The organism is Achromobacter sp. (assembly GCF_057314935.1).
Window position 1 is genome coordinate 40251 of the sequence record NZ_DBHKZA010000040.1, and the last position, 15873, is coordinate 56123.

18 protein-coding genes are annotated in these 15873 nt (G+C 63.0%); 15 read left to right on the forward strand and 3 right to left on the reverse strand.

Annotated features, from left to right (window positions below; all coding sequences use genetic code 11):
- Nucleotides 1-72: 72 nt before the first annotated feature.
- Both ACO6D5_RS16385 and ACO6D5_RS16390 read left to right on the forward strand, forming a co-directional pair.
- Complete coding sequence (locus ACO6D5_RS16385; RefSeq protein ID WP_485825950.1) at nucleotides 73-1263, forward strand: MFS transporter; 1191 nt, start codon at nucleotides 73-75, stop codon at nucleotides 1261-1263.
- 66 nt (nucleotides 1264-1329) lie between these two features.
- On the forward strand, nucleotides 1330-1728 hold the full coding sequence (locus tag ACO6D5_RS16390; protein ID WP_485825951.1) for a RidA family protein: 399 nt from the start codon (nucleotides 1330-1332) through the stop codon (nucleotides 1726-1728).
- A gap of 7 nt (nucleotides 1729-1735) precedes the next feature.
- Here ACO6D5_RS16390 and ACO6D5_RS16395 read toward each other — a convergent pair whose 3' ends face one another.
- Nucleotides 1736-2647: a LysR substrate-binding domain-containing protein gene (locus ACO6D5_RS16395; protein ID WP_315845616.1), complete on the reverse strand. Its 912-nt coding sequence runs from the start codon at nucleotides 2645-2647 to the stop codon at nucleotides 1736-1738.
- A 128-nt stretch (nucleotides 2648-2775) separates the two neighbouring features.
- Between ACO6D5_RS16395 and ACO6D5_RS16400 the strand changes: the two genes are divergently transcribed.
- Genes ACO6D5_RS16400 through ACO6D5_RS16410 form a run of 3 tightly spaced genes read left to right on the forward strand, consistent with a single transcriptional unit; the run spans nucleotide 2776 to nucleotide 4687 of the window.
- A complete protein-coding gene (locus ACO6D5_RS16400; protein WP_485825952.1) occupies nucleotides 2776-3930 on the forward strand; it encodes a DSD1 family PLP-dependent enzyme in 1155 nt (384 codons plus the stop codon).
- A gap of 37 nt (nucleotides 3931-3967) precedes the next feature.
- Entirely contained in the window at nucleotides 3968-4363 is a 396-nt protein-coding gene (locus ACO6D5_RS16405; protein WP_485825953.1) for a RidA family protein, read from the forward strand.
- A gap of 51 nt (nucleotides 4364-4414) precedes the next feature.
- Nucleotides 4415-4687, forward strand: coding sequence for a hypothetical protein (locus ACO6D5_RS16410; protein ID WP_315845619.1), 273 nt, complete (start codon nucleotides 4415-4417; stop codon nucleotides 4685-4687).
- 16 nt (nucleotides 4688-4703) lie between these two features.
- Here ACO6D5_RS16410 and ACO6D5_RS16415 read toward each other — a convergent pair whose 3' ends face one another.
- Nucleotides 4704-5006, reverse strand: a complete 303-nt coding sequence (locus tag ACO6D5_RS16415; RefSeq protein ID WP_006225318.1) for a DUF2513 domain-containing protein — start codon at nucleotides 5004-5006, stop codon at nucleotides 4704-4706.
- A gap of 120 nt (nucleotides 5007-5126) precedes the next feature.
- Here ACO6D5_RS16415 and ACO6D5_RS16420 point away from each other — a divergent pair, with 120 nt between their 5' ends.
- From ACO6D5_RS16420 to ACO6D5_RS16440, 5 genes are all read left to right on the forward strand, one after another.
- Nucleotides 5127-5525 (forward strand): hypothetical protein, encoded by a 399-nt coding sequence (locus ACO6D5_RS16420; RefSeq protein ID WP_315845620.1) that lies wholly within the window; start codon nucleotides 5127-5129, stop codon nucleotides 5523-5525.
- 95 nt (nucleotides 5526-5620) lie between these two features.
- Nucleotides 5621-5941: a hypothetical protein gene (locus ACO6D5_RS16425; RefSeq protein ID WP_006225315.1), complete on the forward strand. Its 321-nt coding sequence runs from the start codon at nucleotides 5621-5623 to the stop codon at nucleotides 5939-5941.
- Nucleotides 5942-6312: 371 nt separating this feature from the next.
- Nucleotides 6313-6516, forward strand: coding sequence for a cold-shock protein (locus tag ACO6D5_RS16430; protein WP_006220190.1), 204 nt, complete (start codon nucleotides 6313-6315; stop codon nucleotides 6514-6516).
- Between the two features lie 125 nt (nucleotides 6517-6641).
- Nucleotides 6642-7205, forward strand: a complete 564-nt coding sequence (locus ACO6D5_RS16435; RefSeq protein ID WP_315845621.1) for a DUF924 family protein — start codon at nucleotides 6642-6644, stop codon at nucleotides 7203-7205.
- Nucleotides 7206-7592: 387 nt separating this feature from the next.
- Nucleotides 7593-7799, forward strand: a complete 207-nt coding sequence (locus ACO6D5_RS16440) for a cold-shock protein (protein ID WP_006220187.1) — start codon at nucleotides 7593-7595, stop codon at nucleotides 7797-7799.
- A gap of 262 nt (nucleotides 7800-8061) precedes the next feature.
- On the opposite strand, the gene ACO6D5_RS16445 is transcribed toward ACO6D5_RS16440, so the two are convergent.
- A complete protein-coding gene (locus ACO6D5_RS16445; protein ID WP_315845622.1) occupies nucleotides 8062-8607 on the reverse strand; it encodes a TIGR00645 family protein in 546 nt (181 codons plus the stop codon).
- A gap of 263 nt (nucleotides 8608-8870) precedes the next feature.
- Between ACO6D5_RS16445 and loiP the strand changes: the two genes are divergently transcribed.
- The 5 genes from loiP (at nucleotide 8871) to lon (ending at nucleotide 15818) form a co-directional block, all read left to right on the forward strand.
- The gene (gene loiP / locus ACO6D5_RS16450; RefSeq protein ID WP_006225309.1) at nucleotides 8871-9626 is read left to right on the forward strand and encodes a metalloprotease LoiP; all 756 of its coding nucleotides are present in this window, start codon (nucleotides 8871-8873) and stop codon (nucleotides 9624-9626) included.
- Between the two features lie 165 nt (nucleotides 9627-9791).
- Nucleotides 9792-11102: a trigger factor gene (gene tig, locus ACO6D5_RS16455; protein WP_485825954.1), complete on the forward strand. Its 1311-nt coding sequence runs from the start codon at nucleotides 9792-9794 to the stop codon at nucleotides 11100-11102.
- Nucleotides 11103-11106: 4 nt separating this feature from the next.
- The gene (clpP, locus tag ACO6D5_RS16460) at nucleotides 11107-11760 is read left to right on the forward strand and encodes an ATP-dependent Clp endopeptidase proteolytic subunit ClpP (RefSeq protein ID WP_105557678.1); all 654 of its coding nucleotides are present in this window, start codon (nucleotides 11107-11109) and stop codon (nucleotides 11758-11760) included.
- A gap of 102 nt (nucleotides 11761-11862) precedes the next feature.
- Nucleotides 11863-13161, forward strand: coding sequence for an ATP-dependent Clp protease ATP-binding subunit ClpX (clpX, locus tag ACO6D5_RS16465; RefSeq protein WP_006225306.1), 1299 nt, complete (start codon nucleotides 11863-11865; stop codon nucleotides 13159-13161).
- A gap of 206 nt (nucleotides 13162-13367) precedes the next feature.
- Nucleotides 13368-15818 (forward strand): endopeptidase La, encoded by a 2451-nt coding sequence (lon, locus tag ACO6D5_RS16470; protein ID WP_006225305.1) that lies wholly within the window; start codon nucleotides 13368-13370, stop codon nucleotides 15816-15818.
- The last annotated feature ends 55 nt before the right edge of the window (nucleotides 15819-15873 follow it).

Sequence of the window (15873 nt, forward strand, 5' to 3'; positions counted from 1 at the left end):
CGCGTATGTTAATTGACATACGCACTGTATGTGAATACGATCTCGCCGTCTATCAGGTTCTAAAGGTCATCGGTGTCCAATCCGTATCGTGAGTTGTTCAAGGCGCCTGGCGCCACCGGTTTTGTGTTGGCGGGCGCAATCGCGCGCCTGCCCTTGCCGATGATCGGCATCGGCATCATCACGATGTTGTCGGAAGTGCGCGGGGCCTATGCGTTGGCGGGGGGCGTCGCCGCCACGTTCGCGTTGGCCACCGCCTTGCTTGCCCCGCGCATCTCACGCCTGGTGGATCGGCATGGGCAGGGGCGGGTGCTGCCGGTGGCGGCCGGCATTTGCGTGCTGGCATTGATCGGCCTGGCCGCGTGCGTGCAATGGAACGCGCCGGATTGGACGCTGTTCGTGTTTGCCGTGCTGGCGGGCGCCTTGCCCAGCATGCCCGCGATGATCCGCGCCCGATGGACGGAGATCTACCGCGACCAGCCGCAGCTGCGCACCGCCTATGCGCTGGAATCCGTGGCGGATGAGCTCAGCTTCATCGTGGGGCCTCCCATTTCAGTGGGACTGAGCGTGGCGTTGTTTCCCCAGGCCGCCCCGCTGGCTGCGGCCTTGCTGCTGGCGGTGGGCGTGACGGCGTTCGTCCTGCAGCGGGCTACCGCGCCCGCCGTTCAGGTCAGGCAAGCAGGGCGCGAGGCCTCCGTCCTGCGCATGCCCCCCATGCAATCGCTGGTGGCGATGATGTCGGCCATGGGCGTGATCGTCGGCACGATCGACGTGCTTAGCGTCGCGTTCGCCCGGGCGCAAGGGGTGCCGGCGGGCGCCAGCCTGATCCTGTCGGCCTATGCTTTGGGTTCCTGCGTGGCGGGGCTGATCTTCGGCGTGCTGAAATTCCAGATGCCGCTTGCGCGGATGCTGTCCATCGCCGCGGCGGTCACGGCCTTCACGACCTTGCCGTTGCTGCTGGTGAACGACCTCATCACGCTGTCGCTGGGCGTGCTGCTGGCCGGGCTGTCGTTTGCGCCCACCATGATCATCGCCATGGCGCTGGTCGAAAGCAGCGTCCCCGGACAGCGCCTGACCGAAGGGCTGACGTGGCTGGTGACGGGGTTGGGCGCCGGGGTCGCGGCCGGCGCCGCGATGGCGGGGTGGGTGGTCGACCACTACGGCGTGCGGGCGGGATTCTGGACGGCGGTCGCCGCCGGCGCGATCGTGCTGCTGGTGGCCTTGCCGGGCGCGCGCGCCGGCACGGCAGGACAGGCCGCTTCCTGACGCGGGCGTCTCGATAGAATGGCGGTTTCGGCGCGCTGCGGGGCGCGCCGCCCACAGGAGCACCTCATGACCCGAACCGTCATCAATCCCGACACCGTATTCAACACCGTCCAGTACGGTTTCAGCCAGGCCGTCATCGTGACGGGGCAGCGCCGGATGCTGCTGTCAGGCCAGGTCGGCGTCGACATCAACGAACGGACGATCGGTCCTGGCCTGCAAGAGCAGACCGAGGCCGCACTGGACAATATCCAGCGCGTGCTGGCGGCGGCGGGCGGCACCATGGCGCAGGTGATCATGCTGCGCATCTACATCTGCGAGACGGTGCGCGAAGACCAGGAAGTGATCGCCCAAGCGCTGCGCGACCGCTTTCCCGTGGACCCGCCGCCGTCGTCCTGGGTCATCGTCAGCGGGCTCTCCCTGCCCGAATGGCTGGTCGAGATCGAAGCCGAAGCGATGCTGGACTAGGCGCGCCCTAGCTTTTTTCGCGCCAGGGCGTGGCGGTGAACGCCGCGCGCAGATGCGCCAGGAAGCCGGCGGTCCGCGCCGACAGGTCCTGGCGCGATTTCACCAGCGCCACCACATTGGCGTCAGGCAGGTTCCACCCGGCCAGCAGGGGCACCAGCGATCGCGTCTTGACGTGTTCGGCCACATCCCATTCCGACCGCGCGACGATGCCATGCCCGGCCAGCGCCCACTCCACGGCGGCCGCGCCGGTGTTGCTCGACAGCACGGGCGCGATGCGCACCCCGACAGCCGGCCCGCGTCCGCGCTTGAAGCGCCACAGCGTCACGTCCTCGTCGTTCTCGCGCAGGGCGATGCAGTCATGGTCGCGCAGGTCTTCGGGTTTGGCGGGCGCGCCGCGGCGCGCCAGATAGGCGGGCGACGCGCACAGGATGCGGCGGTTGGGCGCCAGCGGGTAGGCCACCAGCGTGGAGTCGCGCAGCTCGCCGATATGCACCATCACATCCCAGTTGTCGGTCGCCAGCCGCGGCGGCCCGTCCGATAGCGTCAGGCTCGCGGTGATGTTGTCGCTGCTGTTCCGGAAGCCGGCCACGAGGCCGGCCACGTAGCGCTGGCCGAAGCCCAACGGCGCCACCACGCGCAGATGGCCAGCCACCACGCCGCGCCGCCCCGCCAGTTCATCGGCCAGCTCGCCCAGTTCGCCGCAGATCTGCCCGGCCCGCAACGCCAGCAGCCGCCCTTCGTCGGTCAGCGCCGTGCCGCGCCCCGACCGGTTGACCAGCCGGACACCCAGGCGCTTTTCCAGGGCATGCAGCCGCTGCGTGACGGCGGGAGGCGTCACGTCCAGCGCGCGCGCCGCCTGCGCAAGGGACGGGGTGGCCGCCAAGGTCATGAAAAACCGCAGGTCGTCGGTGGTGATCATTCAGATTGGGATTAATTAAAAATTAAGCTTGTATTAAACACCTGTGACGCGCTCCGCGCCATACTTCATCCAACCGGACTCCTGCTTCGCCTGGCGTCCTCCCGACCCGATCTGCCGAGACCCGCCCGATGACTATCCCCAGTCTGCCCACCCCCCTGGATACCCTGGACACTCCTTGCCTGCTGCTGGACGAAACCCGCATGACGCGCAATATCCAGCGCCTGAACGCGCTGATGGCCGGGCATGGAGTGCAATTGCGGCCGCATCTGAAGACGCCGAAATCGATTGACGTCGCGCGCCGCGTGATGGCCAGCCCTCAGGGGCCGGCCGCCGTTTCCACGCTGCAGGAAGCCGAACAATTCGCCGCGGCCGGCGTCACCGATCTGCTCTACGCCGTCGGCGTGTCGCCCTCCAAGCTGGACCGCGTGCTGGCCTTGCGCGGCAAGGGCGTGGACCTGACCGTGGTGGTCGACAGCATCGAAGCGGCCCAGGCGGTCGCAGACCGCGCCCTGGCCGAGGGCCGTCCCGTGCCCACGCTGATCGAGATCGATTGCGACGGCCACCGCGCCGGCGTGCAGCCCGGCAATCACGGGCACCTGCTGTCCATCGCCCGCACGCTGCATGCCGCGGGCTGCCTGCGCGGCGTCATGACGCATGCCGGCGAGTCCTACGGCTGCCGCAGCGTCGAGGCGATCGCCGACATGGCCGAACAAGAGCGCTGGGCCGCCGTCAGCTGCGCCGAGGCCATCCGCCAGGCCGGGCTGCCTTGCCCGGTGGTCAGCGTCGGCTCCACGCCCACCGCGCACTTCGCCCGCCACCTGGATGGCGTGACGGAAGTGCGCGCCGGCGTCTACGTGTTTTTCGACCTGGTGATGGCGGGGCTGGGCGTGTGCTCGGTCGACGACATCGCCGCCACCGTGCTGACGACCGTCATCGGCCACCAGGCCGACAAGGGCTGGATCCTCGTCGACGCGGGCTGGATGGCCATGTCGCGCGACCGCGGCACGGCCAAACAACCGGTGGACCAGTTGTATGGCCTGGTGTGCGACGTGGACGGCAAGGTCTATCCCGACCTGCTGCTGGCCGAAACCAACCAGGAGCAGGGCATCATCATGCTGCGTGCGGGAAGCAGCGCCCGCCTGCCCGATCTGCCCCTGGGGACGAAGCTGCGCATTGTCCCCAACCACGCATGCGCCACCTGCGCCCAGCACGAGGCCTACCAGGTGGTTCGCCCGGGCGAGCCTGGCGTCGTGGCCCGATGGGAACGCTTCCGCGGCTGGTAAGCCCGCCGCGCCCGACCCCTTTCAACAGGAATCCACGATGGAATTGATCAATACCTCCGATGCCACGCCGCCCGCCGGGCATTACTCGCAGGCCGTGCGGGCCAACGGCCTTGTCTTCGTCTCCGGGCAACTGGGCTTCCGGGCGCCCGCGCAGCCAGGCGCCAAGCCGCAATTGGCGGATGGGGCCTCCGCCCAGACCGAAGAGGCCCTGCGCAGCGTGAAGGCGATCCTGGCGGCCGCTGGGGCCTCGCTGGTCACGGTCGCCAGCGTCACGGTGTATATCCCGGATATCGCGCTGTGGGATGAGGTGAACCGGGTGTACGAACGTGTTTTCGGTGACCACCGCCCGGCGCGGGCCATCGTGCCTACGCGCGAACTGCACTACGGCGCGCTGGTCGAGATCAGCGTCGTGGCGGTCGCCGCCCAGGGGTGATCCCACGCCTATAATGCGGGCGCCTCAATGCCTTCGGGGGAGAACGTTCGCATGCAGTACGAATATTTGTTCTGGTCCATGGCCGCGATGGTGGCGGCCGCGCTGATCGGCGGCTCGCTCTGTGGCCGCCTGCGCTCGGTCAAACACGTGCTGATCGGGGTGGTCGCGCTGGCCGCCACGGTCTTCGTGGCAGTGTTCCTGCTGTCGCGCCATGGCGGCTTCAGCGACCTGTCGGCGATGCTGTCGATCGCCGCCTTCATGTTCAGCCTGGTGATCGGCGCCGCCGCATCGCTGCTCACGCGGCGCATCCTGCAGCGCCGCTGAGCGCCAGGCCTCTGCCTTATTCTTCGGCGTCGAAGTCTTCGGCGTCTTCTTCGTCGTCCTCGTCCTGCTCCAGGGCATCGTAGCCCTTCCACGTGATGCGCCAGCGCGTCGCGGCGGCGCTGGCGGCCGTCTCGCTGACTTGCTTGACCAGGCCGGCGTCCGACAGCAGGTCCAGGTGATGCGCAATGGTCTGCAGGCCTTGCTCTTCGGGGTGCGGGGCCAGGGCGGCGTTCTTGATGTCGTGCGTGCTCAGGTTGGGGCCAGGCGCGTCGCGCAGGGCGCCCAGAATCGTGACGACCAGATCGAAATCGCGTTGCATGATGTTCACCGTGTAGAAAATGGGTAAGCCGACAATAGCAGAGTTCCGTGGCGCCGATGCGACAGGGCGCAAGGCCGGGTTACAGTCCAGGGTTCTCGACAACAAAACACACAGAACGCTATGAAGAAACCCGCTGAACGCGATTGCCTCGCGCTGATCCCCGGCTACTCGGGCCAGGCTGCCAAGCTATTTCTTTCGCGTGGCGAAGACGACCGCATCGTCGGCGTGACGGTCTACGACTTGCTGGGGCACGTCAAGCAGCAGGGCGACGCTGAAGCCGTCGCCACCTGGATCGGCGAATGGCTGGCCGAAGAAGCGGGCAACCGCAAGGCGCGCCGCACCCAGCTGCTGGCCCAGATGTTCATCTGCAAGCTGGCCGGCGACGACAAGGGCGCCTTCCTGGCCGCCCAGAAGCCGTTGATCCGCGTCCTGGCCGAAGCCGGGGTGCGCTGCCGTAGCGTCGCAGCCACGTCTGGCGCCGCCAGGCAGTCCCTGGGTCCGAATGTCAAGAAGCATTAGCATAAGGCTGTTATAGTCGCGCCTGGGCGTGAGATTGCACCTGCACGGTGCGTGCGCCCAAGCGGGCTCCGCCCGCTGATCAAGGAAGATTGAACATGGAAATAGTAAGTCGGCACCTTGCCGACGTGACGGGCGGCGTCGAGCTGCTCACGACGATCGATGGCGAGTCCATCAGCGTCTATGTCGTGGTGGGCGTAACCGATCTCAATGCGATCGCGGACATCGTTCCCATCGAAAAGGTCGAAGCTGGGGCGGATATACACGCTTCAAATGTCGACAATGTTGATAATGCGCAAGAACAAATCGACCAAGTCCTGGAAAATATGAATCCCGGCGACGTGGCGGTTTTCCTTTGCTCGGGTTCCGATGCTTTTGGCGCGGCGCTCGATTTGTTGGGTTTACCTATCGACGAGTAAGCCTGGCGGCAAACCAAAGTGCCTATCTGAACGGCGTATGAAGGGTGTACGGGTTTAGACGGCATTTATATAAGCCTTGATTGTTTTTTTATGAATGCATGGGTGTTTACACCTATGCAGGGACAAGTTTTGCCTATGAAAACGTGCAAATTTTCAACGCAGTTTCTCTTTGTTGCATTATTGGCACGTATTTTTTAGGATTATGTTGACTTGTGAGGGGAACATAACGATAGTGTCGGCACACGATCACAAGCGTTGCGATTTTCGTTCAGTGCCGTGCCTTTTCCGGCTCAGCGTTATTGTTCTACTGTCCCCTCCTTGATTGATTCGTGACCTCCGGGCATTTGCCCATTATCTCTAGGAAATACAGTATGGAAACCGGCGTCGTTAAGTGGTTCAATTCGGAAAAAGGCTATGGCTTCATCACCCCGGAAGCGGGTGGTAAGGATCTGTTCGCTCACTTCTCCGAAATCCAGGGTTCTGGCTTCAAGTCTCTGGAAGAGAACCAGCGCGTCAGCTTTGTGACGGCCAATGGCCCCAAGGGCCCGCAAGCCACGAAGATTCAGGTCCTGTAAAGGTCTGAGTTTTCAAAAAAGCCCCTTCGGGGGCTTTTTTTGTTTTTGCGCGGTATCCTTCTGAAGTTCGGTCTGCAGGGGCGTCGCCCGCCATGCGGGCTCACCATGCCTCCAGGATCGCCGCCATGACCTCATCTTCCCCGAAGCCCCTTGCCGTGCAACCGCAAGACGTGGTCGCGTTCTGGACGGATGCCGGGCCGCAGCAGTGGTTCAGCAAGAGCGACGCCTTCGATGCCGAGTTCCGCCAGCGGTTCGAGGCCGCGCATTGGGCCGCCGCGTCCCGTGAGCTGGATGCCTGGCTGGAAGACGCTGACGGTGCCTTGGCGCTGATGATCCTGCTGGACCAATTCCCGCGCAATGCCTACCGCGGCACCGCGCACATGTTCGCCACCGATCCCTTGGCCCAGTATTTCGCCGAACGCGCGATCGCTTCCGGTCACGACCTGGCCGTAGATCCGCAGCTGCGCCAATTTTTCTATCTGCCGTTCGAACACGCCGAAAGCCTCGTGACGCAGAACCGCAGCGTCGCGCTGATGGAACCGCTGGATGCGGATTCGCTGCGCTGGGCCGTCCTGCACCGGGACATCATCAAGCGCTTCGGGCGCTTCCCGCACCGCAATGCGGCGCTGGGCCGCCAGACGACCCAGGCCGAGCAGCAATTCCTGGATGCGGGCGGCTTTTCGGGCTAAATCGCTGGGCCGGTAGGGCGAGCGAATCTACAGGCCCGTCCTGGGTACCCGCCGGGGCAAATCGACAACGCTCGACACCAGCGCTCCCGGGGGTATCGGCATGTATCCGTTCATGCCAAGGTGAAAATGTTCGATGTCGCAATGCGTTCCCGCCGGCCGCGATCAGCGCGTTAATCATGCGTGACGCGCGCAGTCGATCAACGCTTCGGCCATTCGCATATTTGACGTTTTTCGGGGTTCACCAATACACTGGGTTCAGCGAGATTCTCAAGCGACGCGGTCTGCGTTAACTTGTCGCCGTCAGTGGTGCTGCGGTTGCTTCCTCTCCCATCCTTGATGATCTGGCGCCCCGCGAGCAATCGCACTTTCTAGGTTCAAGGACACTCCATGGCAACCGGCATCGTTAAGTGGTTCAACGCCGAAAAGGGTTATGGCTTCATCATGCCCGACGACGGCAGCAAAGACCTTTTCGCCCATTACTCCGAAATCCGCAGCGAAGGCTATAAGTCGCTTCAGGAAAACCAGCGCGTCACCTTCGAGGTCGGCACCGGCCCCAAGGGTCCGAGCGCCAAGAACATCAAGGTCGCGACCTGATGTCCTCCGGGTAGCGCCCCGGGGTGGCCCCGGTGTTCGGCCCATAAAAAAGCCCCCATGCGCAACGCATGGGGGCTTTTTTTTGCCGCCGGGCCGCCCCAAGGCAAAAAGCGGCCCCCTTTGGGGGCAGCAAGCACGCAACGCGTGCGCAGCGTGGGGGCTTTTCTCTACCGCCGGGCCGCCCCAAGGCAAAAAGCGGCCCCCTTTGGGGGCAGCAAGCACGCAACGCGTGCGCAGCGTGGGGGCTTTTTTTGCGGAATTTTTAGTGCTTTTGCGGCGCGGTCGTCGACAGCTTGTCCACCAGCGCAATCCCCAGCGCCGACAAAATGAACAGCGCGTGGATGATCGTCTGCCACATGACGCCGGCTTCGGTGAAGCGCGCGTTGGGCGTGCCGATCGTGCCGGCTTCGATGAACGTGCGCAGCAGGTGGATCGACGAAATGCCGATGATGGCCATCGCCAGCTTCACCTTGAGGACGCTGGCGTTGACGTGGCTCAGCCATTCGGGCTGATCCGGATGGTTCTGCAGGCGCAGGCGGGACACGAAGGTCTCGTAGCCGCCCACGATCACCATCACCAGCAGGTTCGAGATCATGACCACGTCGATCAGTCCCAGGACCAGCAGCATGATCTCCATTTCGCCAAAACTGCTGGCGTGCGTCACCAGGTGCCAAAGCTCTTTCAAGAAGAGCATGACGTAGACGCCTTGCGCGACGATCAGGCCCAGGTACAAGGGCAGTTGCAGCCAGCGGGAACTGAAGATCAGGCTGGGCAGCAGGCCTAGGCGGGGAGGGGGGGTGTTATGCATGTTGGGTGCGAGCCGTTTGTTGTGGGCGATGAAAAGTGCGGCGGCAATTCTATCAATGCCCGGACGGGCCGGGCATGAGTTTTTTGTGGCGCGTTCATGTTGGGGAAAGCGGCCCAATAGCACGCTTGCGCGCGGTTTGCTGGGCTTTTATGTAAGCGAAACTGCCATTTGCGAAACTCTGTGGCGAAACGCTTTGAGCGCTTTTGGCATGGATAGAATTGCCGCCTCACTCGCATAGAGCCAGTCAAGAGGAGTTTGTTCCCATGAAGATCCGCTACACCGTTGCCGCGTTGACCGTTGCGCTTGCCCCTTACTCTGCGTCGCATGCCCTCGACATCGGCGGCCTGGTGGGCGCTGGCAGCAAGGTTGTGCAAGCTGCCACCCTGAGCGATGCCGAAATCAAGACCTTGTCCGACAAGGCTTGCGCGCAAAGCGACTCGCAGGAAAAAATCGCTGCCCCGGGCAGCAAGTACGACGCGCGCCTGCAGAAGATCGCCAAGTCGCTGGGCGGCACGGTCAATGGCCAGAAGGCCAACTACAAGGTCTACATCACCAAGGACGTCAACGCCTGGGCGATGGCCAACGGCTGCATCCGCGTCTACAGCGGCCTGATGGACATGATGACCGACGACGAAGTGCTGGGCGTGGTCGGCCACGAGATCGGCCACGTGGCGCTCGGCCACAGCAAGAAGGCCATGCAGACGGCCTACACCGTGTCGGCCGCGCGCGACGCTGCCGGCGCAGCGGGTGGCGCCACCGTCGCAGCCCTGAATTCCTCGCAGTTGGGCGATCTGACCGAGAAGTTCATCAACGCGCAATTCTCGCAATCGCAGGAAAGCGCCGCGGACGACTATTCGTTCGACCAGTTGCAGGCCAAGAAGCTCAACACCCGTGGTCTGGTGACGGCATTCCAGAAGCTGGCCGAGCTGGATGGCGGCAAGAGCGATATGATGAGCTCGCACCCGTCCTCGGCCAAGCGCGCTCAGCACATCGAAGATCGCATCGCCAAGGCTAAATAAAGGCGTCGAAAAGACGTTCTCCCTCCCTTTTCGGGCGGAAAACGGGGCGCGAGCATCCGGGCAAATCCGGGGCTCGCGCCCCTTTGCGTCAGGGTCCCGGAAGTTTCCGGTAAAATGGCGCGTTTATCCGCCCGTAATCTCATCTCTCGGAAAATAGGTCTTTTAATGCAGCCTGTGGTTGAAACCCTCTCCGGCCTGGAGCGCCGTGTTGATCTGGCCGTCTCGGTGGCCGACGTCGAAAAGGAAGTCCAGGCGCAATTGAAGCGCGTGGCTCGCACCGCCAAGGTCCCCGGCTTCCGCCCGGGTAAAGCTCCGCTCGCCATGCTCGAGCGCAGCCATGGCCCCGGCATCCGCTACGACGTGATCAATAGCCAAGTTGGCCGTGCGTTCGAACAAGCCATCGACGGCGCCAAGCTGCGCGTCGCTGGTGCCCCGAACCTGGAACCCAAGACTGAAGGCGTCACCGACGACACGCTGGCGTTCACCGCCACGTTCGAGGTCTACCCCGAAGTCGTCGTGCCGGACCTGTCGTCCCTGGCCGTCACCCGTTTCGACACCGCCGTCACCGACGCCGAAGTCCAACAGACCCTGGACGTCCTGCGCAAGCAGCGCGCCACGTTCGAAGCCCGCGCCGACCGCGCCTCGCAAGACGGCGACCGCGTCACGCTGGACTTCGCCGGCACCATCGACGGCGTGCCGTTCGAAGGCGGCAAGGCCGAAGACTTCCCGTTCGTGCTCGGCCAAGGCCGCATGCTGCCGGAATTCGAAGAAGCCGCCCGCGGCCTGAAGGCTGGCGAAACCAAGGTCTTCGAACTGAAGTTCCCTGACGACTACCAAGGCGTGGAAGTCGCCGGCAAGACCGCCGAATTCACCATCACCGTCAAGGAAGTGGCTGAAGGCGTCCTGCCCGAACTGAACGGCGAATTCGCCAAGTCGCTCGGCCAAGCCGAAGGTGACATCGAAAAGCTGAAGGCCGACATCCGCAGCAACATCGAGCGTGAAGTCAAGGTCCGTTCGGCTGGCCGCACCAAGTCCAGCGTCATGGACGCCCTGGTCGAAGCCGGCAAGTTCGACGTGCCGAAGTCGCTGGTCGACAACGACGTGCAAGGCCGTGTCGCCGCTGCCCGCGAAGAGCTCAAGCAGCGCGGCATCCCGAACGCCGAGTCCGTGCCGATCCCGGCTGAAGCCTTCTCGACCGAATCCGAACGCCGTGTCCGTCTGGGCCTGCTGGTGTCGGAACTGGTCAAGCAAGCTCAGCTGCAAGCCAAGCCCGAGCAAGTTCGCGCGCGCATTGAAGAATTCGCCGAGAACTACGAACAACCCGCTCAGGTTGTCAGCTATTACCTGGCTGACCGCCAGCGTCGTGCTGAAATCGAGGCTATCGTGCTGGAAGACAACGTTGTCGCGCACGTGCTGGAAAAGGCCAAGGTCACCGAAGAAAAGGTGCCTTTCGATCAGTTGATGGGGATGGCGTAACACTATGCAGAGATTCACCGATTTCTATGCGGCAATGAATGGCGGGTCTTCGGTGACCCCCACCGGCCTGGGCTACATTCCCATGGTTATCGAGCAGTCGGGGCGCGGCGAGCGCGCCTACGACATCTATTCGCGTCTGCTCCGCGAACGGCTCATTTTCCTGGTGGGTCCGGTCAATGACGCAACGGCCAATCTGGTTGTGGCGCAGTTGCTGTTCCTGGAATCGGAGAATCCTGACAAGGACATTTCCCTGTACATCAACTCGCCCGGCGGGTCGGTGTATGCGGGAATGGCCATTTTTGACACCATGCAGTTCATCAAGCCGGACGTATCGACCCTGTGCACCGGCCTGGCGGCCAGCATGGGCGCGTTCCTCCTGGCGGCTGGCAAGAAGGGCAAGCGTTTCACGCTGCCCAACTCGCGGATCATGATCCATCAGCCGTCGGGCGGCGCCCAGGGCCAAGCGTCCGACATCCAGATCCAGGCTCGCGAGATCCTGGACCTGCGTGAACGCCTGAACCGGATCCTGGCCGACAACACCGGCCAGTCGATCGAGCGTATCGGCCTGGACACGGAACGTGACAACTTCATGTCCGCCGAAGATGCGGTATCGTATGGATTGGTGGACAAGGTGATGACCTCCCGCTCGGAAGGCTGACTTCCCGGTTGATCCGAACCCGCTGCCATCAAGTTTGAGTAAGCGCATGCGCTGGACCCTTTATCCGGTCCGGCGCATCTTTACCTGAGATACGAAACAAATATGCCTGAAAAAAAGGGATCGGCAGACGCAAAAGTGCTGCATTGCTCGTTTTGCAATAAAAGCCAGCATGAAGTCCGCAAGCTGATCGCGGGTCCGTCGGTGTTCATCTGCGATGAATGCATAGACCTGTGCAACGACATCATCCGCGAGGAAGCGCAAGCGACCGCGCGCGCGGCGATTCGTTCCGAACTGCCTACTCCGGCCGAAATCAAGACTTTCCTGGATCAGTACGTGATTGGGCAGAACTCGCCCAAGCGCATGCTGGCCGTGGCGGTCTACAACCATTACAAGCGCATTCGTCACGGCGAGATCAAGGGTGACGAAGTCGAGCTCTCCAAGAGCAACATCATGCTGATCGGCCCCACCGGGTCGGGCAAGACGCTCCTGGCCCAGACGCTGGCGCGCATGCTGAATGTGCCGTTCGTCATGGCGGACGCCACCACGCTGACCGAAGCCGGCTACGTGGGCGAAGACGTCGAGAATATCATTCAGAAGTTGCTGCAGAACTGCAACTACGAAGTCGAGAAGGCGCAGCGCGCCATTATCTACATCGACGAAATCGACAAGATTTCCCGCAAGTCCGACAACCCGTCCATCACCCGCGACGTGTCGGGCGAGGGCGTGCAGCAGGCTTTGCTGAAGCTGATCGAAGGCACGGTTGCCTCGGTGCCCCCGCAGGGCGGCCGCAAGCACCCCAACCAGGACTTTGTCCAGGTCGACACGACGAACATCCTGTTCATCGTCGGCGGCGCTTTCGACGGGCTGGAAAAGGTCATCCGCGACCGCACCGAGAAATCGGGCATCGGCTTCTCGGCGTCCGTGCGCGCCAAGTCCGAACGCGGCGTGGGCGAGCTGTTCTCGGAAGTCGAACCCGAAGATCTGATCAAGTTCGGCCTGATTCCTGAACTGGTCGGCCGCCTGCCTGTCGTCGCCACGCTGGACGAACTGGACGAGGCCGCTCTGGTGCAGATCCTGACCGAGCCCAAGAACGCCTTGCTCAAGCAATTCCAGAAGCTGTTCGCGATGGAAGGCGCCGAGCTCGACCTGCGGCCTGCCGCCTTGAAGGCCATTGCCCGCAAGGCGCTCAAGCGCAAGACCGGCGCTCGCGGCCTGCGCTCGATCATCGAGCAGACGCTGCTGGACACCATGTACGAGTTGCCGTCCCAAGGCAACGTCAAGCGCGTCGTGGTGGACGAGAACGCCATTGAAGGTGAAGGCAAACCCCTGCTGATCTACGCCGACGAAGCCGGCGAAACGGAAAAGCCGGACCGCGGAGAAGTCCGCGACGCCGCAGCCTGATATTTCAAAAAAACCCGTTCCTGTAACGGGTTTTTTTCCTTCCTGGCGGCCCGCAGGGGCATTTTTTTTTGCCTTTTGTTTATCGGGCCGCCGGGATCTTGAATTTTCGGCTATTGTTCCCATAACAGACGTAACTGACGTGGATAGCTCGGGGTATACCCGGGCCTCCTGTCCCCGATACGCCGAGTCATACCGAGGAACCTCCTATGTCTGCCAGCCAGACCCTGCCTTCCGACCCGATCGACCTGCCCCTGCTCCCACTTCGCGATGTCGTGGTGTTCCCGCACATGGTCATCCCGCTGTTCGTCGGCCGTCCGCGCTCTATCCGCGCGCTCGAGGTTGCGATGGAAGCGGGCAAAAGCATCATGCTCGTGGCCCAAAAGTCCGCCGGCAAAGATGACCCCACCCCCGAAGACGTCTACGAGATCGGCTGCGTAGCCGGCATCCTGCAGATGCTCAAGCTGCCCGACGGCACCGTCAAGGTGCTGGTCGAAGGTACCCAGCGTGCCCGCATCAACAGCATCGAAGACGCCGATTCGCACTTCACCTGCCAGGTGACGCCGATCGAGCCGGACGCCATGCAAGGCTCCGAGACCGAGGCGCTGCGCCGCGCGATCGTTGCCCAGTTCGAACAGTACGTAAAGCTCAACAAGAAGATCCCCCCGGAGATCCTGACCTCGTTGGCTGGCATCGATGATGCCGGCCGCCTGGCCGACACGATCGCCGCGCATCTTCCGCTGAAGCTCGAGCAGAAACAGAAGATGCTCGAGATCGTCGGCACGTCCGAGCGCCTTGAAGGTCTGCTTACCCAGCTGGAAACCGAAATCGACATCCTCCAGGTCGAGAAGCGGATTCGCGGCCGCGTGAAGAAGCAGATGGAAAAGAGCCAGCGCGACTACTACCTGAATGAGCAGGTCAAGGCCATTCAGAAGGAGTTGGGCGAAGGCGAAGAGGGCGCGGACATCGAAGAGCTTGAAAAGAAGATCATCGCTGCCCACATGCCCAAAGAGGCGCGCAAGAAGGCTGATGCCGAGCTCAAGAAGCTCAAGCTCATGTCGCCCATGTCGGCCGAAGCCACCGTGGTGCGCAACTACATCGATACGCTCATCAACCTCCCCTGGAGGAAGAAGAGCAAGATCAACAACTCGATCGCCAATGCCGAGACGGTGCTGGACAACGACCACTACGGTCTGGAAAAGGTCAAGGAACGCATCCTTGAGTATCTTGCCGTGCAACAGCGCGTAGACAAGGTGAAGGCGCCGATCCTGTGCCTGGTTGGTCCTCCGGGCGTGGGTAAGACGTCGCTTGGACAGTCCATCGCCAAGGCGACGAACCGCAAGTTCGTGCGCATGGCCTTGGGCGGCGTTCGCGACGAGGCCGAGATCCGTGGCCACCGCCGCACGTATATCGGCTCCATGCCGGGCAAGATCGTCCAGAACATGTCGAAGGTCGGCGTGCGCAATCCGCTGTTCCTGCTTGATGAAATCGACAAGCTGGGCATGGATTTCCGTGGCGACCCCTCGTCGGCGCTGCTCGAAGTGCTGGACCCGGAACAGAATCACACGTTCCAGGACCACTACATCGAAGTCGACTTCGACCTGTCGGACGTCATGTTCGTGGCCACCAGCAACACGCTGAACATTCCGCCGGCGTTGCTCGACCGTATGGAAGTGATCCGCCTGTCCGGTTACACGGAAGAGGAAAAGATCCATATCGGCCGCGACCATCTGTTGCCCAAGCTGATGAAGAACAACGGCGTGAAGGACAGCGAGCTGACGGTGGACGATTCCGCGCTGCGCGACATCGTGCGCTACTACACCCGCGAAGCTGGCGTGCGTGCGCTTGAACGCGAAGTGGGCAAGATCTGCCGCAAGGTCATCAAGCAATTGCTGACCCAGACCGATCGCGCCAAGGCCGAAGGCAAGACCTTCGAGGTCAAGCCGGTGAATGTCACGGGCGAGAACCTGAGCGACTACCTGGGCGTGCGCCGCTACACCTTCGGCATGGCCGAAAAGGAAAACCAGATCGGTCAGGTGACCGGCCTGGCGTGGACGGAAGTCGGCGGCGACCTGCTGACGATCGAAGTCGCGGACATGCCCGGCAAGGGCGTCATCCAGCGCACGGGTTCGCTCGGCGATGTGATGAAGGAGTCGGTCGAGGCGGCTCGTACGGTGGTGCGCTCGCGTGCTCGCCGTCTGGGTTTTGCCGACAGCGTCTTCGAGAAGCACGACATGCACGTGCACGTGCCGGAAGGCGCGACACCCAAGGACGGTCCGTCCGCGGGTATCGCAATCACGACCGCCATGGTTTCGGCCTTGTCTCGCATCCCGGTGCGCGCCGATGTCGCCATGACCGGCGAGATCACGCTGCGCGGTGAAGTGCTGCCTATCGGCGGCCTGAAGGAAAAGCTGCTGGCTGCACACCGTGGCGGCATCAAGACGGTCTTGATCCCGGAAGAAAACGTCAAGGATTTGGCGGAGATCCCGGACAACGTCAAGAACCATCTTGAGATCGTGCCGGTCCGCTGGATCGACAAGGTGCTGGAATTGGCCCTGGAGCGCCTGCCTGAGCCGCTGGCTGAGGAAGAAGCGGTCAAGGAGCCTCTGGTGGCCAAGCCGGCTGAGCCGGGCTCGACCGATCCGGTGCTCAAGCACTGATCCCGACCCCAAGGGCGCCTTCGAAAGAAAGCGCCCAATGAAAAACCCCGCTGCG